Origin of the sequence: Clostridium estertheticum (assembly GCF_018861295.1) — a bacterium.
Classification (GTDB): Bacteria; Bacillota; Clostridia; order Clostridiales; family Clostridiaceae; genus Clostridium_AD; species Clostridium_AD estertheticum_D.
In genome coordinates, this window is record NZ_JAHLDM010000009.1 from 1 (window position 1) to 20,874 (window position 20,874).

Below are 20,874 nucleotides of genomic sequence, written 5' to 3' on the forward strand. Positions count from 1 at the left end.
TAAAAATGAAAATTAAAGAACGTATGAAACTTATTCCATATGAATCTATGGTTGGTGGATCTATGATGATTACAGCAACTATAATATATGGGTTTTTAAAATAACAAGAAAATATGGATTTATACTTATTTATCCAATAAAAATATAGGTTAGGCGTGATATATATGAAACAGGATTTAGTTATTGTATTAGCATCAGATTCTTTTAAGGAAAGTATGACAGCTAAAAGAAGTTTGCACGGCAATGGAAAAGTATATTCTTTAAAAGTAGTTAGATTGCTTTGGAAAAAGGTATCGAATCAATAATGAAAATTTATACGAGGGGGCTAGTATGACAAATATTTTGCTAAGACTAATTGATTTTATTCGGGAGTTGGCATTTTCTATATCATCAGAGGTAGATTGCAATGTTAATATCATGGGTGATGGTGGAGAAATTATCGCATCAACTTCTATTGAGCGTATTGGAACAATTCATGAAGGGGCCAAAAGAATAATGTCTGGAGAAGTATTCGAGATTGCAATCTCAGCAGAGGATGCACATAAACTTCGAGGAGCTAAGCCGGGATATAATATGTCAATTATGTATGAGAATAAGGTAATAGGTGTTATTGGAATAAGTGGGGAACCTATCATTGTAAAACCTATTGCTAGAATAGCTTGTTCATTCATTGTTTCTCAAATTAAACAATATATGAAAAATGAATTGATAAATAAAACAATCGTTGAAATAATGTCTAGTATACAGCAAGTAGCAGAGGATGTCCAACAACAGGCAACTGCATCTCAAGAACAAGCATCTAAATTAAATATATTATCCGAAAATGCTGAAACTATAAAATCTAAACTAAATAATACTAATAAAATATTGTACTTTATAAAAGAAATTGCTGACCAAACGAATCTGTTAGGGCTTAATGCGGCGATTGAGGCGGCAAGAGCAGGCGAAAATGGAAGAGGATTTACTGTTGTTGCTAATGAAATAAGAAAGCTGTCAAAGGATAGCTCAAATTCTGTTGCTCAGATTAATGCTACCCTGAAAGATTTTAATAACTATATTACACTAATAACTAATACAATTGTTAATGTTTCTAAAAATTCATACAGTTTCTGGCAGTCAATGGAAGGTATTGCGAGAGAAATGGAAATAATTAAGAAAAATATGATAAATATTCACTGATAATAATGATCTTAAATGTGTGGGTTCTTAGTAGACTTTTAAAGTTGGATAAAATAAACATTATATACCGTGAAATCTTATTGATTAATATATAAGATTTTACGGTATTTTTTAGGACTATAATCTAAAGGTCTTTGTATAATTTATAAGTATATAACAAGTAGTTAATAATTCATATAATATAATATATTATGAAGATAGGGGAAATGCTAGAATAAATAAAATAATATTTTGAGGTAAGGTTGCAATGTAAACCTTTTAGGTATACAATAAAACTATACGGTTCAAGTATACATTTAAGAGCAATATTTCCAAGTATGGTTGATGGAGTAAAACGTATTAGGGAAGTTTAAGTTTATACAACAAGCTATTAATGAAAGGGGATAATTTCATGAATAAAGTTATGGGTTTAGATGAAGTGATGGAAAAGGTTCACGATGGAGCGACGATTATGTTTGGTGGCTTTCTAGGGGTGGGAGCACCACTTAAAGCAATTGACAAATTGGTAGAAAAAGGTGTTAAGGATTTAACTATAATATCAGCAGTTAATGCCTATCCTGGTCAAGATTTTGATATTGCGAGGCTTTACAAAAACAAGCAAGTTAAAAAATTAATTACTGCTCATTCTGGTACATGTCAGCTTGCACTGGAACAATTTAAGAACGGAGATATTGAAATTGAATACTTTCCAATGGGTAGTCTTGTTGAAAAAATTAGGGCAGCGGGTTCTGGATTAGGTGGAGTACTTACTCCTACAGGTGTAGGTACATTAGTTGAAGAAGGAAAACAAAAACTTATAATAGAGGGTAAAATGTATTTAATTGAATTGCCACTGAAGGCTGATTTTGCATTTATTAAAGGTTATAAAGGCGATAGATTAGGAAATATACAATATCGTGGCTTAGCCATTAATACTAATCCAATTATGGCAATGGGTGCGGACTATACAGTAGCAGAAGTGAATGAAATAGTTGATGTTGGTGGTATTGAACCTGAATGTGTAGGTACACCAAGCGTATTTGTACAGGCTGTTGTACAAGGATATTCATTTGATGAGCATAAACAAGTATATACTGATTTGTGGGTTAATTCTAAGCAATTAAAATAATTGATTATTTATAAATCTAAGGAGGTAATTGAATATGGAAGCAAGAGAAATAATTGCTCGCAGGGCAGCTAAGGAACTAAGTAATGGTCAAGTGGTTAATTTAGGGTTTGGAATGCCTACAGCAGTTGCCAATTATTTAGCTGAAGGTGTGGAAGTAATATTGCAATCAGAAAATGGTGGTTTACTGTTTGGGCCTACGCCAAAACTTGGTAAGGAAGATCCGGATGTTGCAAACGCTGGTGGTCAACCGATTAGCTTATTACCTGGAGCTGCAGTTTTTGACTTGGCTACATCATTTTGTATTATTCGTGGAGGGCATGTTGATGCCACAGTACTCGGAGCACTTGAAGTAGACCAAGAAGGTAATATTGCCAACTGGGCTATGCCACTTGCTCCAGAAAAATTTGCACCAGGTATGGGTGGCGCAATGGATTTAGTAAATGGAGCTCGAAAAGTTATTGCTACATTAAAGCATTCTAGTAAGAGTGGATCTAAGATATTAAAAAAATGTCTTCTTCCAATTACAGGCAAGGGAGTAGTTGATATTATCGTTACTGAAAAAGCAGTATTTGATGTAACACCTACTGGGCTTGTACTTATTGAGATGTTTGAAGGCCTAACTGTTGAAGACATTCGGAGCATTACAGATGCTGATTTTACAGTTTCTGATAAGGTAACCGTATATAGGGTATAGATGTAAAAAGCAGATAATATAACAGACAAGCAAGTTAAATATTCCAAACTGTAAAATGAGGTGTCTCAAAATGATTTTTTAATCATTTTGAGACACCTCATTTACATATATACAAATATTTAATTGTGAAGTAAGTAGAGTATAGTAATTATATTTTTGATTCTTTTATAATTGCTTTGAGTACCTTGGCAGATTCGACAAGTTGATTGTTTTCATCTTCATTGAGGTTAACTTGTAATATTTTCTTTGCTCCTTCTCTACCTAGAATTGTTGGAACTCCCATATAAACGTCCTCTATTCCATATTCACCTTTTAGTAGAGAGGACACTGTAAGAATAGAGTTTTCATTACTTAATATTGCCTCAACTATCCTTTTTACAGCTAGAGCGACAGCATAATAAGTTGCACCTTTTTTTTCAAGCACCTTATATCCTGCTCTTTTTACATCATTATGTATAGTAGACTTCATATCACCATTACATGTTTTAGAACTAATAGCACAGTACTCATCAATATTCATACCTGCAATACTAGTTAAACTCCAAGTAGCTATTTCTGAATCGCCATGCTCACCCATTATATAGGTATGAATATTCCTAGCGTCAACTTCAAAACGCTGACTAAGAAGATATTTAAGTCTTGAAGTATCGAGAACCGTACCTGATCCAATTACTCTATTACTTGGAAAGCCTGAAAGCTTATAGGCTATATAAGTTAATATATCCACAGGGTTTGATACGATTACTAATATAGAATCAGGGCTGTATTTTACAACCTCTGGAATTATACTTTGGAATACTTTAAAATTATTCGCTATACAATTAAGTCTTGTTTCTCCTGGTTTCAAACTAATTCCTGCTGTAATAATTACTATATCTGAATCTTTTGTATCGGAATATTCTCCGGAAGTTATATCTATAGGTTTTACGAAGGAAGCACCATGTGATAAATCCATCGCCTCGCCTTCAGCTTTATCCTTATTTATATCTACAATTACAATTTCAGATGCAAGTCCACTAGTCATTAGAGCAAAAGCTGTAGTAGAACCTACAAAACCTGCTCCAATTATAGAAATTTTATTTCCTTTTGTTCTCATATAAAAACGTCCCTTCTTTAGTTAATAGTATATAAATATTATATACTAATTAATAGCTATTATCAATATTCTCAATAAATGGTGAAAATTCTATTTTAGGCTTCTGTTTATGCCTGAATAATGACATTTAAGGAATTTAGTGTTGAATTGTAATTGGATACTATATATAATTGTAGTATCAAATTTTGAAACCAAGTAGATTTATTTACTTGGTTTTTATTTAAGGAGAGATTACATTGAAAAAAATATTTGTAATAATCTTGTCAATTATTTCAATAAGCTCATTTTTTATATTGTTAAATATTCAAGATAAAAGTGCTAATTGTATGCAAGTTTATATAGTAATAATAATGTATGCTATTCTAATTTTAATTATTTTTTATAAATTGCTAAACTCTTATAAAGAGTTTGGAATAAAGAAAATGTTGGGCTTTACAACCGTAGATATTTGGATTAAAGATATTACATGCTTAATAAAATTGCAATTAATAATAAATGTAATAATAGACATTTCAATGTTTATTATTATGTTAAAGGGATCATCTAATTATTTAAATTCTTTTATATTTAAAGTTTGTATGAGCTTAATTATTCAATTAATAATTTCATTTGTGTTTTTATCTATTCCATATATATACATATCTAAAATTACCATTTCTAATATGATAAAGGATAAAAAAAACATGAAAGCGATTGTGACTTTTAATAGTATTATAAAGACTATATTGATAATTAGTTTTATATTAGTTTCATCAATAGCATTAAATGAATATGATTCAATCCATTCATTTTATAATATGTCTTTTGAAAAATGGGAAAAAACAAAGGACTATGCATTTATAGGTGGTCTTAAAGCAAAAGACTATGAAGAACTCCAATCAGACGCATTTAATTTGAAATTAAAAAAATTATATCTTTATTTGAATGCTAAAGGCAGTATATTGGCAGATTTTAATGACTTTACTCAACAAAGTATGAAAATGAATAAAAATAATGATATACCTAATGAGGTTAAAGCATTCGCAACTGTTAATCCTAATTACTTAATAAATAATAAATTTTATGATAGTAAAAATAAAAAAATAAATATTTTAGAATCAGAAAGAGACAGTATAATAATTATTCCACATAGATATATAAACTCAGAAAAAGAAATAAAAAATTTCTTCTCACATTTAGGAAAAGATATAAAAATAATATGGAGCAAAGATAATCAAAAGTTGTTTTCTTATGATATAGATGTAAACTCTAAATATGGGAATATGGTAACAGATCCACTTTTAATGGTAATAACAGAAAGTAACGGAGACTTGCATGATTATGCTAAGGTAGCTGGGGAAGAAGGGGCTCCATTTAAATTTAAAAGTAATAATAGAGATAATCCTCAAGGGACATTTAAAAATAAAGCTAAGGAATTAGGTATTTATAATAAATTAGTTAATGTCTATTCTGTATATGATGAAGTATCACTTGAAATTTATAAATTAAAACAAAAACTTTTTGTAATTTCAGTTGTAATGTTTTTGTGTGTAATAATAATTATTTTTATTATACTGCAAAATATATTTAATTACTTTGAAAAAAATAAACAATTATTAGCTATTGAAACTTTTCATGGATACAAACATTATGATAAGTACAGAGACTATTATTTGAAAATCTTATATTCATGGATTATAATAGCCATTTTTATAATCGCTAAAAATGGTGTTAAACCTGATAATAGTTGGAGTATTTTTATGGGGGCATTAGTTATGGAGATAATGATTTCATCCATAAGCATTAAAAAAATTGAAAAAAGGAATATTATTAAGGTTATAAAGAGGGGATAATAGATGAATATTATAGAACTTAAGAACGTCACAAAATGTTACGAAGAAAAAATGATATTAAATAAATTTAATTTAAGTGTTAAAGCTGGTGAGATTATTGCTATAAAGGGAGTCAGTGGAAAAGGTAAAAGTACGTTGCTTAACATAATTGGCTTAATAGAAAATTTTGATAATGGTGAATTAATTATCCATGGTGTTTCAGGATTAACTCCTACAAATAAGAAAACACCAAAGATGATTCGTGAAAAAATAGGGTATTTATTTCAGAATTTTGCTTTAATAGATAATTCTACTGTTGAATATAACCTTAATATAGCTATGAAATATATTAAAATTAGTTCTGCGCAGAAACATGAAAAAGTAATTAAAGCTTTAGATGATGTTGGATTACAAGGATATGAAAAGAGAAAAGTATATGAGCTAAGTGGAGGGGAGCAACAAAGAGTTTCAATTGCAAGAATAATGGTAAAACCTTGCGATATTATTTTAGCTGATGAACCCACGGGATCCCTTGATGAAGAAAACAAAAATAGGATACTAGGTTTATTAAAATCGCTAAATGAACAGGGGAAAACTATAGTTATAGTCACCCATGATGAATCTGTGACCCATATTTGTACGAGAGTAAAAGTAATTTAGGGGGAAACATGAAATTTAAACTAAAAAAACATGGTCACTAGTATTTATTTAGTTGTATATTATGTATTAAACTACCTAGAAGAGTATTTCAACTGAATAAAGTATATAATCAATAATAAATATTTAAAGGAGATATGATGGGCAAAATTAGTAGCTTATTAAAATTAACACCGTTTATAAAAAAACATAGGTTGGTTTTTATAGCAGGAATTATAGGTATGTTATTAGGTTCAATTATCGCTACCCCAATTCCATATATAATAGGAATTATTATGGATAAGGTGCTAATAGCGAAAAAGGGATATAATCAGCTCTATTATTATATTGGTATAATAGCTGTATTTTATGTTTTGCGTTATTTTATTTCAATCTTTTCAAACTACATGTTTGTAAAGATTAACAATTTAGTGGTTAATGAGCTTAGATGTACTGTAATGGATAAAGTTATGGAACTACCTATGAGTTATCTTGCAAATACTGAGAAAGGATATGTGCAGAGTCGAATAGCGGAATGTAGCACTGTTGGTAGTATATTTTCACCATCTTATGTTGGCATAGTTTTAAGTCTAACAGATGCTGTACTTGCATTGGTAACAATGTTTGCTATAAACTATAAACTATCTATAGTAATTCTTATTTTGACACCATTATTTTTCTTTTCATCTAAGATGTCTATGGGCAATTTCATGAAGAATACAAAAGAAATGTTAGAATATAATGCAACTCTAAATGGAGAGTGTTTTGAAATAATCAATGGAATCGAGGACATAAAAATACTTAATGGAAAAAGCAATCATCTTAAAAAGTTTAATGATAAATTATCTATGCTTGTAAAGAGTAGCTTAAAGCAAAGCAAATCTATGATTATATTTATGGGAAATATAACGTTTATTAATAATTTTGGATCTCTTTTGGTATTACTTATTGCAGGAATTTTGATTTTAAAGGGACAATTTACAGTAGGATTATATACATCTTTTTCTTTATATATAACTAAGGTTTTTAGTAGCATTCAAGGAATAGGTACTATGGGAACTATGATAAAGCCAGTATGTCTAAGTATTGAGAGGGTTTACGAACTTTTAGATATGGATGATGAGAATAGTGGTAAAAACCAAAACTTAAATGAAGAAATTAAGAGTATTAAACTTGAAAATGTGGCTTTTAAATATAAAAATAATATAAAAAATGTGCTTAATAATATAAATTTTGAAATAATCAAAGGTGAAAAAGTTCTTATTAAAGGGGAAAATGGTTCTGGTAAATCTACAATTATAAAATTACTGCTAGGCTTATATAATCCAGTAGAGGGAAGAATATTATGCAACAATATAGATCTGTCTATGATTAATACAAAAAGTTTAAGGGAAAGAATAGGAATTGTTTCTCAGAGTATATTTCTATTTAAGGGAACTGTTTTAGCTAATATATTGTATGGACAAACTAAAAAGAAACTTAAAGATGTGGAAGAACTTATAAAGAAATTAGGACTTCAGGAATATATTAATCGATTATCTAAAGGTTTGGACACTGAAATAACTCAGAACAATTCTGGAATTTCAGGTGGACAAGCACAGGTAATAGCTTTTATAAGGGTTATTCTTTCTAATAAGGATGTAATAATTTTAGATGAACCAATTTCAAATGTAGATGTTGAGACAAGAGATTTAATTCTAGGTATTTTAAGGAACAAGAATTTTGAGGGAATATTAATTGTTGTTTCTCACGTCATAGAAGGTATGAATTTTCTTAATAGAGTTATTGAAATATGATAATGATTTGAAAATTAATAATTTATAGGTTTAATATACATATTTATTTAATTAAAACACATATTGACAATGGAGGCGATTTAGAATATACTAATTTTAAATTAAAAACTGTGAAGAGGAAAAGTAAATATTATGCTGTTCTAAGAGAGAGAAACTCATCGGCTGTAAAGTTTCTTGAGCAAGCAATATTGAAAACCACCTCTGAGTTGATTACTGAACTTAAGTAGGTAATTCCGCTAGCCGGCGTTAATGGTGTTGCGTGATAGAAGTGTTTTTTTATTATGCTTTTGTAATTTGGGTGGAATTGGGACAAAAGATGTCCCTAAATCGCGATAAAACTCGTCCCTTACTTTGGGACGGGTTTATTATTTTTTGAAGGAGGAATATTTATGTTAAAAATTGTAATGAAAGATGGCACTGTAATAAATTCTAATGAAGAAGAAGGAAGAAGGGCACTTAGACACACCGCCTCTCATATACTTGCTCAAGCAGTAAAGAGATTATATCCAAATGCTAAATTAGCTATTGGTCCTGCAATAGATAGTGGATTTTATTACGATTTTGATGTAGTAGAACCCTTTACGATGGATATACTCGAAAAAATAGAAGTAGAAATGAGAAAAATAGTTAAAGAAGACTTAAGATTAGAAAGATCAGTAGTTTCTAGAAAAGAAGCTTTGAAAATCATGGAAGATAAGGGGGAAATCTATAAAATAGAACTTATTAATGATTTGCCAGAAGGCGAAGAATTAGTTTTTTTTAAGCAAGGAGATTTTATAGAACTTTGCGCAGGACCTCATGTTTTATCAACTTCAAAAGTAAAAGCTTTTAAACTATTATCAGTTGCAGGGGCTTACTTTCGGGGCAATGAAAAAAACAAAATGCTTCAAAGAATATATGGAACGGCATTTGCGAAGAAAAGCGAACTTGATGAATATTTGAATATGCTTGAAGAGGCAAAGAAAAGGGATCATAGAAAACTTGGGAAAGAGCTGAAGTTATTTGCTTTAATGGATGAGGGACCAGGTTTTCCATTCTTTTTACCCAATGGCGTAGTTTTAAAAAACAAGTTAATTGAGTACTGGAGAGAAATTCATAAAAAGGCTGGTTATGTTGAGATAGAAACTCCTATGATATTAAACAAAGAACTCTGGGAAACATCAGGGCATTGGTCTCACTATAAAGAAAATATGTATACTGTAAATATAGATAAAGAAGAATTTGCTATTAAACCAATGAACTGTCCAGGAGGAATGCTTGTATACAAATCAGAAACTCACTCCTATAGGGATTTACCAATAAGAGCTGGAGAACTAGGCAAGGTGCATCGTCATGAGCTATCTGGAGCTTTGCACGGCCTTATGAGAGTTAGAGCATTTACACAGGACGATGCTCATATATTCATGTTACCTGGCCAGATAAAAGATGAGATAAAAGGTGTTGTAAAACTTATAGATGAAGTGTATGGAAGGTTTGGTTTTAAATATAAAGTGGAACTTTCAACAAGACCAGAAAATTCTATGGGTAGTAATGAAGAGTGGCAATTAGCAGAAAGTTCACTTCAAGGAGCTCTCGAGGAAATGAACATGGACTTTAAGATAAATGAAGGAGATGGAGCATTCTACGGTCCTAAAATTGATTTTCATATACAGGATAGTATAGGAAGAGAATGGCAATGTGGAACTATACAACTAGATTTACAGCTTCCACAAAGATTTGACTTGAAATATATCGGCAGTGATGGAGAAAAGCATAGACCTATTGTTATACACAGAGTAATTTTTGGTAGTATAGAAAGATTTATTGGTATTTTAATAGAACATTTTGCAGGCAAGTTTCCAACATGGATATCACCTGTTCAGGTTAAAATACTACCTATATCTGAGTTGTACAACAATTATGCAGAGGTCGTAAAAAACAAGTTAGAGAGGAGTAATATTAGAGTTAGTTTAGATTGCAGGGCAGAAAAAATAGGGTATAAAGTTAGGGAGGCTCGAATTGAAAGATTGCCTTATATCATAGTCATTGGTGAAAAAGAACAAAACTCAGAAAGTATTTCCCTCAGAAGTAGAAAAAATGGTGATGAGGGCAATTGTTCACTAGAAGCCTTTATTGCAAGGATAACACAGGAGATTGATGGTAAAATGTTAGATAATTAGTTGTATAATATGAGTTATAAATAGGAGAAAAAGCATACAGCATAATTTTTGTTGAATTATGTTTTTTCTTCCATTTACCTATTGATTTAATATACAATAAGTAATATAATGTAATAAATATTCATAATTCTGTGAAGAGAAGAGTAAATGTTATCTGAGTATCTAAAGCGAGTGGGGAAGGGTGGAAGCTCCATGAGAAAAGTAATATTGAAAGACATCTCTGAGAAGTTTATCTGAAATTTAAAGTAAGATAAATCGGATTCCTCCGTTATAGGGAGTTGAGATGGCGTAGTTTAATAAACTTTGTCAAAGTAGGATGGTACCGTGAAAAAAGTTTTCACTTCTATATATAAGAAGTTAAGGCTTTTATTTTTTTATTCAGAATAGGGCCCATTCTGAAGGGTTCATTACTATTTTGCAAATTTTATTAAAGTAGGTTAATTAGGGTGGCACCACGAATTCCGTCCCTTGGGTTTATTACTCAAGGGACTTTTTAATATCAATTTTAAAGGAGAGCTGGTATATGAAAAGATTTATGATAAATGAAATAGGTAATTTAATAGGTGAAAAAATACAAATTAAAGGTTGGGTTTATCGAGTAAGGAAATTAAAAACTATAACATTCATTGTAATGAGGGATAGGACTGGTTTTGTACAATGCATCGCAGAGAATAAGGCTATTGATATGAGTACAATAAAGTTAGAATCCGTAATATCCATCGTTGGAGAAGTAAAAGAAGATAAAAACACATTAAATCCTTATGAGATAGTAATTGAAGAATTTGAAATAATTAATAGTGTAACAGAAGAATTACCAATAGAAATAAATAAAGCTACCTTAGATATTAATTTAGATACCATGTTAGATAATAGAGTTTTGAGCCTACGCCATGAAAAAATTAATTCAATATTTAAAATACAAAACCTGATTGCACAAGGGTTTAGAGAGTTCTTATCTAGGGAAGGTTTTACAGAGATTTTCACACCTAAAATTGTAGCTGAAGGTGCGGAGGGTGGGACTGAAGTATTTGAATTAAAATATTTTGAAAATAAAGCATACTTAGCTCAAAGTCCTCAGTTTTATAAACAGATGATGGTAGGTGCAGGATTTGAAAGAGTTTTTGAGGTTGCTCATGTATATAGGGCAGAAGAGCATAATACTAGCAGGCATCTTAATGAGTATATTAGCATGGACTGTGAGATGGGATTTATTGAGGATGAAAAAGATATTATGGATTTGGAAGAAAACTTAATAATATTTATAATAAACAAAATATCTCAAGAGGGGGAAAAATATTTAAAAATATTAAATGTAGATTTGCCTAAATTAAATACAAAAATTCCAAGAATAAAATTTAGTGAAGCATTAGAAATATTGAGCACTGAATATAATAAATCAGATTTAGATGGAGATTTAGATCCTGATGCAGAAAAATTGATTTGTAAATATTCAAAAGAGAAACTTGGGTGTGATTTTATTTTTTTAACTCATTATCCCAGAAAAAAAAGGCCAATGTATACAATGCCTTTAGGTGAAACTGAAACCCATAGCTTTGACTTATTATTTAGAGGTGTAGAAATTACAACAGGTGGTCAAAGAATTCACGATTATAACATGTTAATTGAAAATATTAAATATAAAGGATTAACGCCAGAGGTTTATCACAATTACACTTCTGCTTTCAAATACGGAATGCCACCACACGGAGGGCTTGCAATTGGACTTGAGAGAATCACAGCGCAATTACTAGGATTAGAAAATGTAAGAGAAGCATCTTTATTTCCAAGGGACAGAACAAGATTAGCACCATAAGTGTAAGGAGCGCATAGCCAATACCCCTTAATATAACAGATTATATTAAGGGGTATTGGCTATTTATGTTTTTTAAGTATTGTGAATTTAAAACTAATTGACTATAAAAATATATATTATTTCAATTATCTGCTAAATAACTTTACAAAATTGGTTTATTTCTGTATAATTCATAATCACAACATAATTACCTAATTTTATATTTTAGAACTAATTATTTCAATATAAGTGTAGTTCAAATTTATGAATGTGATTTTGATGTTTGTAATATAGTTTTTAAATTATAAGGAGATGACTAAAGTGGAAACTTCCCAAACCACTATAAAGGTGGTAGAAAATAAAGAATCAGTAAGAGAAATGGCTAATAAAGTAGCAGCAGGGATTGCAAATGCAGTACTTGTTATGCTTGGAATTGGACTTCTTTGTGAAACCATAGGGAAATTTATGCATTGGCAAGCATTTGTTGGAATAGGAACTATTGCAAAATCGATGCTTGCACCTGCCCTTGGAGCTGGAGTTGCATATCAGCTTAAGGGAAACACACTTGTTATATTTAGTGCTATGATTGCAGCTACAGTTGGAGCTAATGCAGTCCACTTTACTACTCTTGGACTTACTTTTGTATCTGGACAACCCATAAGTGCAGTAATAGCAGCCATTATAGCTGTATATGTAGGAAAAAAGGTAGCCGGAAAAACAAAACTTGATATGATGGCCATACCATTTTGTGCAGTTGTAGTTGGAGGTGTTGCGGGCCTTGGTCTTGCAGCTGTAGTAACACCAGCACTTAATTGGCTTAGTACTCAAATTGCATATACAATAAACATATCTCCATTAATTGGATCAGTATTAGTATCTCTTAGTTGGAGTATTTTATTAATGACACCTGCATCTTCTGTAGCAATTGCAATTGCACTTAAACTTGATCCTGTATCAAGTGGAGCAGCACTTATAGGATGCACCATCCAGTTTGTAGGCTTTACAATAATGTCTTTTAAGGAAAATGATTCTGGAGCTAATATAGCACAAGGACTAGTAACGCCAAAAATACAATTTCCTAATGTTATAAAAAATCCGAGGCTTTTAATACCTCCATTTATTGCCGCAATTATATGTGCACCTATAGCAACGGTTTTATTTAAATTTACTACTACATATGAACTTGCAGGGCTTGGACTTAATTCATTAATTGCACCACTTAATATTTTAGCGACAAGAGGGATAAAAGGAATTTTAATTTATATATTTACTGGTATAATTTTGCCTTCAGCTATAATAATGCCTATTTATCTTGCAATGAAAAAATCAGGACTTATAAAGACTGGGGATATGCATATGACAATACAGTAAACATTAATAAACCAGATAGGATGGTAATAGTCATTACAGTAGCAAGTATCTTTTTATTCATTAGTTTTATGCTTAATATTAATGATGCAATTGTAAAGGCTACTCCAACTACCTGGCTAATTAATTCTCCTCTATTTAGAAAAATGTCTTATTTTCTGTTTACACTTCATTCTTTAATTCTATTTTTAAACAAAGACATTAAGATTAAAAAAGATTCTGAAATCTTTGCTAATTCACCCGAATTAAGAACTTCTACTTTTTTGAGCATTGATTCATCCATGTGATTAAAGGAGCTTTGCGCCAAATCTATTCCTTTTAAAGATAATTCTATATGTGTTATTCTTTTATCAACTTTGTCCTTTACTTTTATTACATATACCATTTTTGTAAGACTATGCAGGCATCTGCTGGTATTAGGTATTGTGATAGATAATCGTTTGCTTAAGACAGAAGGTGTGATATATTCATCAAGATAAATCTCATGCAGAGCGTTAAAAAGAAGCGGACTTAGCTCTGAAGTATTACTTTGTAGCTACAGGATATTTACGGGCAACGAAAATTTCTACTCTTCTGTTCTTAGCTCTGTTAGCCTCTGTAGAATTGTTATATTTAGGATTATATTCACCATATGCTTGAATCGAAACATTTTTAGGATTAAGTCCTCCTGAATTAACCATATATGTCATAACATTTATAGCGCGAATTGAACTTAAATCCCAATTTGAACGGAATTTCGAATTGTTTATAGGTTTATTATCTGTATATCCTGCAATTTTAATATCGTTATCCAAATTTTTAAGCATGGCTGAAATTTTTAAAAGCAAAGGAGTTACATTTTTTAATACTGATGCATCACCAGAAGCGAAAAGAGCAATGGCTTCTATTGAAATATCTAGTCCATCTTTATTTACAGCAACTTTAATATGACCTGAGTAACCATTTTTACTGATTTCTTTATCAAGTGTACTTTTCAATGAATTCATAGTATTCTGCTCAAGGGAACTAGCTGATGAGGCAGGTGAGGCAGATGAGCTTGGGTCGATAGAAGCAATTGTGCCACTATCTTTTTGCAAAATTCCACTACCGCCTGAAAAAATTATGTTAAATTGTGAACTTAATTTCTGAAGTTTTGCTTTATCAACCTGACTCATAGCAAACATTACAATGAAAAGTGCAACTAGAAGTGTGAGCATATCAGAGTATGGGAGAAGCCATGACTCATCAACATGCTCATCAAAGTGTTCCTTTTTCTTTCTCATTACTATTCTCCTCTACGCTAATTTGTTGGAACTTTAATCGGTCCTTAGGCTCTAACATACATACTAATTTATTTTCAATATTTTTTGGATTTTCTCCTAACTGGATACATAAAACTCCCTCAAGCACTATATTCATAGTATTCACTTCTTCACTAGACTTTCTTTTTAATCTAGATGCAAAAGGATGGAATATTACATATCCAAAGAAAATACCATAAAGGGTAGCAACAAAGGCCGATGCGATACTTTCACCAAGTTTTTGAGTATCAGCTAAATTGCCTAGTGCACCAATTAGGCCTATAACCGCCCCTAAAACTCCTAATGTAGGAGAAGATGCTCCTGCCGTTGTAAGAATTGAGGCCCCCAAACGGTGTCTTTCTTCTAGACCGTCAATTTCAATTTCTAAAATCTCACGTACGGTTTCTGGATCTACACCATCTACTACCATTTCCAAGCCTTTTTTCATGAATTTATCATTAATATCTTTAATCGTTTCTTCAAGTGATAATAATCCGTTTTTTCTTGTTACTTGTGACATTTGAACAATTTTTTCTATTGTTTCAGCAGAGTTGTCTCTTTTTTTTTCTTTAAAAAGAACACCTAAAAGACTTGGGATTTTAAGAAACTCTTTCTTAGGAAAAGAATTCATTACGGCGGCAGTAGTACCAACAAGAATTATAATTGCTGCTTCTGGATTTAGTAATACTGAAATGCTTGAACCCTTTAGAGTCATTCCGGTAACAATTGCACCGAGACCTGTAATAATACCTATAATTAAAAAAATATCCATTGTATACCCCCAAAAAAATGTTTTATAAATACTAAAAAGGTGGTTCTTAAACATAAATTCACATATATTATCTAATATCTTGTTTAAGATAAAATATAAATTGATTTTTAATAATAACCACTATAGTAATATAATAACATAATAGTTATCATTTTATAATTATATTTATTTAATTATACAGTGAATTTTGTATAAATACTTCAAATTAAGGGCATATGTTTTAAAAATAGGGTATATATACACTAAATATAGAATGTCATAATTAACAAGTAAACGATATATAGCAAATTTACGGTAATAATAGTATAATTTAGTAAAGGTAAAATGATATATTAAAAAACATAAAAAGGAATTTTAATATATGAGGGTACAAGCTCTTTATTTTTTACTAAAGATGGGAGATTGAAAACATGAATTTGACTTTATTTAGACTAATAAACAATTTAGCAGATAAAAACGCATTTTTAGATACTGTTATGATTGTATCTTCAAAGTATGTTATCTATTTATATGCACTATTATTAGGAGTATATCTAATAATAGGTTATGCGGGTAAAAATAAAAAAGCAAAGGAGATTGTGACTCCAATTATAGTATTGATTACAATAAACTTTATATTAACATTTATAATCGGGATTATGTGGCATGAACAAAGACCATTTAGTGAGCATACAGTAAACCTATTATATACGCATAAAAATAATGCTTCATTTCCAAGTACTCACGCAATAGGGGTAATGACTATAGCATTAGGAGTTAATAATAAAACAAAAAAACTAGGAAAACTTTTAATTATCCTAGCAATTATTGTTGGTATATCAAGAGTTTATGTAGGCCAACATTATCCGTTCGATGTTTTAGGAGGATTTTTGTTAGCTATAATTAGTAATTATATATATATAAAAGGCTTTAGTAAAAGAAGTATTTACAATAACAAAAATAGAAAATACTTAGGATGAGAATGAAAAGTTAAACTATGAACATGGGATTTCTATGTTTATAGTTTAACTAAAAAGTATAATAATATCACCAATGTAGTATGAAGCAATTCCTAATGAATCTGAAGCTACTACTGTACTATATCTTTTTTGTTTATAACCAATGAACTTATAAAAGAAAATACTATTATATATATAACAGCAACTATTGCAAATGAAAATATACTGTGTGGACCGCTCTTATTTATGTAGGATGCAGCATACATTCCTCCACCTGGCATAAAGTAAATTACATTTTCTTGTACGGATATAAGCGTACTTAATATAACAATAATTCCAATTCCTAAACCAATCATAGCACCACTATTATTAATAAGCAAAGCAAGTAAACTTATCATTGCACAAAAGGATAGTAAGGGAAGTATTAAAACACCATAACATTTAATATTGTAAACAAGATTTTTTATAGTCTCTTCTTTTCCACCCAGTCCAAATATAGTAGTCCCTACAATATAGCTAAAAATAAAACTAATAGCCATAAATATCAATGCATATAAAGCTATAAATAAAAGCTTTCCAATTATAAAATCACTTTTCTTTATAGTTGTCATCAAAGAAAATTTCATAGTTCCAAGGCTGTAGTCATCTGTTAAAACTTCTACTATAACCAGTACCATAAATATTGGTACTATAGGTTTCATCACCATACCATCTAGAGTTGATAGCATAAAGTTATTTGCATTAATTCTAGGATTTTTTACTGTGCCCATGAGGATTATACTGAAGATTAATATAGCGCACAGTAAATAAAACTTTTTACTACTAACCATTTTTATTATCTCATTTTTAAAAATCTTAAGCATATTTTCTATCTCCTTCCATTAGATTTAAAAAGTAATCCTCCAGAGAGTTTTCCTTGCAGCATATATTTTCAATATTTATTTCATTTGAAACTAGTAGCTTATTTATCTTCTGGAAATTACCCTTTTTAAGCCTAATTCTTATACCACTCTCAAATTTCTCGATTTTCATTGAAATGTCCATGGCCGTGAGAAGCCTTACAGTCTTTTCCTCTTCCCTAGTATGAATCTCTATTATTTCCTCGTCAGTATTTAATAATTCCTCTACATAACCTTGAACCCTTAGACAACCGTTTTCTATAATTCCTATTCTGTTACATACGGCTTGAATTTCACTCAATATATGAGATGATATCAGAAAGGTTACTCCATATTTTTCGGATAAATCGTGTATTAATTTTCTTATGTCTTTTATGCCATGAGGATCTAATCCATTGGTAGGTTCATCTAGTATAACTATATTGGGATTGTTTAAAAAAGCTCTTGCAATTCCAAGTCTCTGTTTCATACCTAATGAATATTTTGAAACCTTTTTATTTGCGGCATCAGTCATATCCACCATTTCAAGCACTTCATTCACCCTCTCCTTTGGAAGTTCATAAAGATTAGCCATAAGAAGAAGATTTTTGTAACCTGATAATCCACCATAAAAACTTGGTGCTTCTACCATGGCACCTATCCTTTCAATAGCCTTTTCTCTTTGACTATGAACGTCATACCCGTTTATAATAACCTTTCCTGATGTAGGCTTTATGAGACCCATAATACTCTTTATAGTCGTACTTTTCCCCGCCCCATTTGGTCCAAGAAATCCATAAACATCTCCCTCGTATACTGTAATACTTAGATTATTCACCACTTTTTTACCCTTATATTCTTTAGTTAAACCCTCTGTTTCTAATAAATGTTTTTGCGTCATATATAATCAGCTCCATTTCTACTTGATGATTATATATTACCAATATTTTAGTACTATATTGATTAGCTCTTCCTAAGTGACATTTAATCCTTCATAAAAAAGCTTATTTTTACTATAAGGCTTAAAAAATTAACGTTTATGAAAATTGAATAAATTCTCCTGCGCAAAAAAAACATCCACATAGGATGCTTTTTAAATATATTTTATCCACAATTCTTGAACAAACATCTTACCTTCAATGCTTGTATTTAAGAATGCATTATGATATTTTTTATCTAAAATCTGTTTTACGCTATATAAACCTAATCCTCGTCTTTTACCATTTGTGGAATAGCCTTCTTCATATATCTTATAAATCTTAGGTTTTTGACCAAAAAAATTATTTCCAATAACTATGGTCACATAATTATCTTTGTTTACCAAGCAAACATAAAGCTTAGGATATTCACTTTTTTGTGCAGCTTCAATAGCATTATCTAGCAATATTCCTATGATTCTGCATAAATCCATTATATTCATAGCTATATTCTTTATATCTTCAATTATTTCCACTTTTATATCAATGTTAAGTCCTGCTGCCTTTATTAGCTTTGTAGATAGGATGGCTTTAAGGCCATCTACCTTGATATATTTTAATTTATCAATATTGCTATTACTCCACTTTATGTCCTTGTCCATGTCAATAATATTATCATAAAAAAACTCCCTTAATCCTTCTATATCAGCATTATCTATGTATTCTTTAAGAGGGGTCAGCATATTCATATAATCGTGCTTAAATCTTCTGGTTTCTCCGTACATTTCCTCTATCATATTAGAATATTCCATTATTTCTTTTTTTTCCTCAATCTCTCTTTTAAGCTTAACACTATATTCTAAGCTCTTGTCATAGTTATACACAATTATAGTTATAAGAATAATAGCTATTAAAGGCAATACTGCTGGTATAAAGTTACCTTTAATAAAATCTACTTTCCCCTTATCTATTATGTGATAGCTCAAAATATACCACAGTCCAAATATCATCAAAGTTAAGGGTAGGCTAATAATTAATATAATTCTAAATCTTAATTTATCCGCTGTATGCTTCTTATAGCATTTTTTCCTTTTTACAATACTCTTTATTATTAAACAGCTTAAAATAACTACTGGCAACAATATAATAAATTCTAAAAAGTTGTATCTTGTTGGTGGTATATTATATAAGCTTTTACCTGAAAAAGTATATACGAAAATGTATAGCGTATGCAATAAATAAACCACATAAATTGTTAGCAATGCTTTTATATTACTTCTATTATTTTTTAGCTGAAAAATAGTAATTATACAAAATGCAGGAAGAATGATTAAATAAGAACCAGTACTAATGAATATTCCTATTATAAAAGATATAAAAAAATATTTTCTTATCTCTTCTTTCCTTATTAATTCCTTATTTAAAATATATATAGAAATGCAACATAAAATGCTAATAAGTATGGAAGGTATAATCAGAGAACTTAAAATTACCATTATAAAAGTTTCAAAGCTCATGCTAAAAGCCCCTTCATGTATCTAAAGGAAACATAACATTCTTCTCCATTTTCCATTATTATTTTATTGTTTTTCTTGTCCACTTCTTTTATTTTATCCTTATTAACAATATAAGACTTATGACACCTGTAAAAGTTTGGGGTAAGCTTTTCATTAATATTTTTTAGATTACCATAAAAGGCAAATTGCCTATCTTCCTCATGAACACATATCTTATGAGCTACTACTGTAGTTTCAATAAATAAAATGTCAAAAAGCTTTATATTTATTATTCTTGATTCATCTTTTATGGATATGTATCCATTTTTATTTTCTGATTTATAATAAGTGTTATAAGCCTTTAAAATGCAGCTGTTAACCCTATGCTTAAAATCTTCATCATCCTTTATTACATAATCCATAGCCTCCACCTTATATTTGAATGCCAAATAGCTCATCTCTAAATGAGTTGTGACAAATATGATAAAGCCTAGTGAATCCATTTCCCGTATCGTCTCGCCTAGCCTTATGCCATTTATATTGTTTTTCAAATCTACATCTAAAAAATATATACTTGTGTTTTGATTTTTTTGTACATAGCTTATCACTTCTTCAGGACTCGCCGTGCAAACGGCTACTTCCAAACTTAACTCTTCTCTTAAAATAGTATTTTCTATAAGATTGTTTAGCTTGCCTCTATGGACCGCATTATCTTCACAAATTATTACCTTAAGCATAACATTTCTCCTTAAGGTCATTGATATATTTCATACATCACGCCTTTTACCTTTATTATATCATTAGCAGATATAAACTTCCAGTTTATGTTATGACCTCAATGGACCTAACAATACGAATTTTATAAGTATTCTTGCTGCAGCCTTTCTTATCTTAGTTGATAAAGGGAGCCCACAAAATGGACTCCCTTTACTTATATATAAATATTTTAATTAT

19 protein-coding genes and 2 other annotated features are annotated in these 20,874 nt (G+C 30.1%); of the genes, 11 read left to right on the top strand and 8 right to left on the bottom strand.

All coding sequences use genetic code 11. The annotated features are described in order from the left end of the window. The first annotated feature begins 164 nt into the window (after positions 1-164). The 4 genes from KPL54_RS10520 to KPL54_RS10535 all read left to right on the top strand — a co-directional run bounded on the left by KPL54_RS10520 (position 165) and on the right by KPL54_RS10535 (position 2,981). Positions 165-305 (top strand): glycerate kinase, encoded by a 141-nt coding sequence (locus KPL54_RS10520; protein ID WP_253203429.1) that lies wholly within the window; start codon positions 165-167, stop codon positions 303-305. Between the two features lie 25 nt (positions 306-330). Next, positions 331-1,179 (top strand): methyl-accepting chemotaxis protein, encoded by an 849-nt coding sequence (locus KPL54_RS26495; protein ID WP_216106539.1) that lies wholly within the window; start codon positions 331-333, stop codon positions 1,177-1,179. A 391-nt stretch (positions 1,180-1,570) separates the two neighbouring features. Continuing rightward, positions 1,571-2,287, top strand: coding sequence for a CoA transferase subunit A (locus KPL54_RS10530; protein ID WP_216106540.1), 717 nt, complete (start codon positions 1,571-1,573; stop codon positions 2,285-2,287). A 34-nt stretch (positions 2,288-2,321) separates the two neighbouring features. Further along, positions 2,322-2,981: a 3-oxoacid CoA-transferase subunit B gene (locus KPL54_RS10535; protein WP_216106541.1), complete on the top strand. Its 660-nt coding sequence runs from the start codon at positions 2,322-2,324 to the stop codon at positions 2,979-2,981. Positions 2,982-3,129: 148 nt separating this feature from the next. Here the strand turns inward: KPL54_RS10535 and KPL54_RS10540 are convergent, their stop codons facing one another. Next, positions 3,130-4,077, bottom strand: a complete 948-nt coding sequence (locus KPL54_RS10540) for an L-lactate dehydrogenase (RefSeq protein WP_216106542.1) — start codon at positions 4,075-4,077, stop codon at positions 3,130-3,132. Between the two features lie 236 nt (positions 4,078-4,313). On the opposite strand from KPL54_RS10540, the gene KPL54_RS10545 reads away from it, so the two are divergent. The 6 genes from KPL54_RS10545 to KPL54_RS10570 all read left to right on the top strand — a co-directional run bounded on the left by KPL54_RS10545 (position 4,314) and on the right by KPL54_RS10570 (position 13,642). Next, on the top strand, positions 4,314-5,909 hold the full coding sequence (locus tag KPL54_RS10545) for a DUF1430 domain-containing protein (protein ID WP_216106543.1): 1,596 nt from the start codon (positions 4,314-4,316) through the stop codon (positions 5,907-5,909). Positions 5,910-5,912: 3 nt separating this feature from the next. Continuing rightward, positions 5,913-6,548 carry a putative bacteriocin export ABC transporter gene (locus tag KPL54_RS10550; RefSeq protein WP_216106544.1) on the top strand — a complete coding sequence of 212 codons (636 nt, stop codon included), beginning with the start codon at positions 5,913-5,915 and terminating at the stop codon, positions 6,546-6,548. A 137-nt stretch (positions 6,549-6,685) separates the two neighbouring features. Then, positions 6,686-8,320, top strand: a complete 1,635-nt coding sequence (locus KPL54_RS10555; RefSeq protein ID WP_216106545.1) for an ABC transporter ATP-binding protein — start codon at positions 6,686-6,688, stop codon at positions 8,318-8,320. A 101-nt stretch (positions 8,321-8,421) separates the two neighbouring features. Next, positions 8,422-8,647 (top strand) — a binding site (T-box leader). A gap of 62 nt (positions 8,648-8,709) precedes the next feature. Further along, on the top strand, positions 8,710-10,479 hold the full coding sequence (gene thrS / locus KPL54_RS10560) for a threonine--tRNA ligase (protein ID WP_216106546.1): 1,770 nt from the start codon (positions 8,710-8,712) through the stop codon (positions 10,477-10,479). A 122-nt stretch (positions 10,480-10,601) separates the two neighbouring features. After that, positions 10,602-10,827: a binding site (T-box leader), on the top strand. 175 nt (positions 10,828-11,002) lie between these two features. Further along, positions 11,003-12,292, top strand: a complete 1,290-nt coding sequence (gene aspS / locus KPL54_RS10565) for an aspartate--tRNA(Asn) ligase (RefSeq protein WP_216106547.1) — start codon at positions 11,003-11,005, stop codon at positions 12,290-12,292. Positions 12,293-12,592: 300 nt separating this feature from the next. Further along, positions 12,593-13,642 carry a PTS transporter subunit IIC gene (locus tag KPL54_RS10570; RefSeq protein WP_268038338.1) on the top strand — a complete coding sequence of 350 codons (1,050 nt, stop codon included), beginning with the start codon at positions 12,593-12,595 and terminating at the stop codon, positions 13,640-13,642. A gap of 166 nt (positions 13,643-13,808) precedes the next feature. On the opposite strand, the gene KPL54_RS10575 is transcribed toward KPL54_RS10570, so the two are convergent. The 3 genes from KPL54_RS10575 to motA are packed head-to-tail and all read right to left on the bottom strand — an operon-like array spanning position 13,809 to position 15,691. After that, a complete protein-coding gene (locus KPL54_RS10575) occupies positions 13,809-14,129 on the bottom strand; it encodes a winged helix DNA-binding protein (protein ID WP_375372988.1) in 321 nt (106 codons plus the stop codon). A 34-nt stretch (positions 14,130-14,163) separates the two neighbouring features. Next, positions 14,164-14,901, bottom strand: a complete 738-nt coding sequence (locus tag KPL54_RS10580) for a flagellar motor protein MotB (RefSeq protein WP_216106550.1) — start codon at positions 14,899-14,901, stop codon at positions 14,164-14,166. After that, on the bottom strand, positions 14,876-15,691 hold the full coding sequence (motA, locus tag KPL54_RS10585) for a flagellar motor stator protein MotA (protein ID WP_216106551.1): 816 nt from the start codon (positions 15,689-15,691) through the stop codon (positions 14,876-14,878). Before motA ends, KPL54_RS10580 begins: the two co-directional genes overlap by 26 nt. 410 nt (positions 15,692-16,101) lie before the next feature. Between motA and KPL54_RS10590 the strand changes: the two genes are divergently transcribed. Next, a complete protein-coding gene (locus tag KPL54_RS10590) occupies positions 16,102-16,650 on the top strand; it encodes an undecaprenyl-diphosphatase (protein WP_253203430.1) in 549 nt (182 codons plus the stop codon). 110 nt (positions 16,651-16,760) lie between these two features. On the opposite strand, the gene KPL54_RS10595 is transcribed toward KPL54_RS10590, so the two are convergent. The 4 genes from KPL54_RS10595 to KPL54_RS10610 form a co-directional block, all read right to left on the bottom strand. Further along, the gene (locus tag KPL54_RS10595; protein ID WP_216106552.1) at positions 16,761-17,492 is read right to left on the bottom strand and encodes an ABC transporter permease; all 732 of its coding nucleotides are present in this window, start codon (positions 17,490-17,492) and stop codon (positions 16,761-16,763) included. Beyond that, positions 17,485-18,408 (bottom strand): ABC transporter ATP-binding protein, encoded by a 924-nt coding sequence (locus KPL54_RS10600; protein WP_216106553.1) that lies wholly within the window; start codon positions 18,406-18,408, stop codon positions 17,485-17,487. The genes KPL54_RS10595 and KPL54_RS10600 overlap by 8 nt, the downstream gene beginning before the upstream one ends. Before the next feature lie 192 nt (positions 18,409-18,600). Next, positions 18,601-19,941, bottom strand: coding sequence for a sensor histidine kinase (locus tag KPL54_RS10605; RefSeq protein ID WP_216106554.1), 1,341 nt, complete (start codon positions 19,939-19,941; stop codon positions 18,601-18,603). Next, positions 19,938-20,657: a LytR/AlgR family response regulator transcription factor gene (locus KPL54_RS10610; protein ID WP_216106555.1), complete on the bottom strand. Its 720-nt coding sequence runs from the start codon at positions 20,655-20,657 to the stop codon at positions 19,938-19,940. Before KPL54_RS10610 ends, KPL54_RS10605 begins: the two co-directional genes overlap by 4 nt. Positions 20,658-20,874 lie beyond the last annotated feature (217 nt).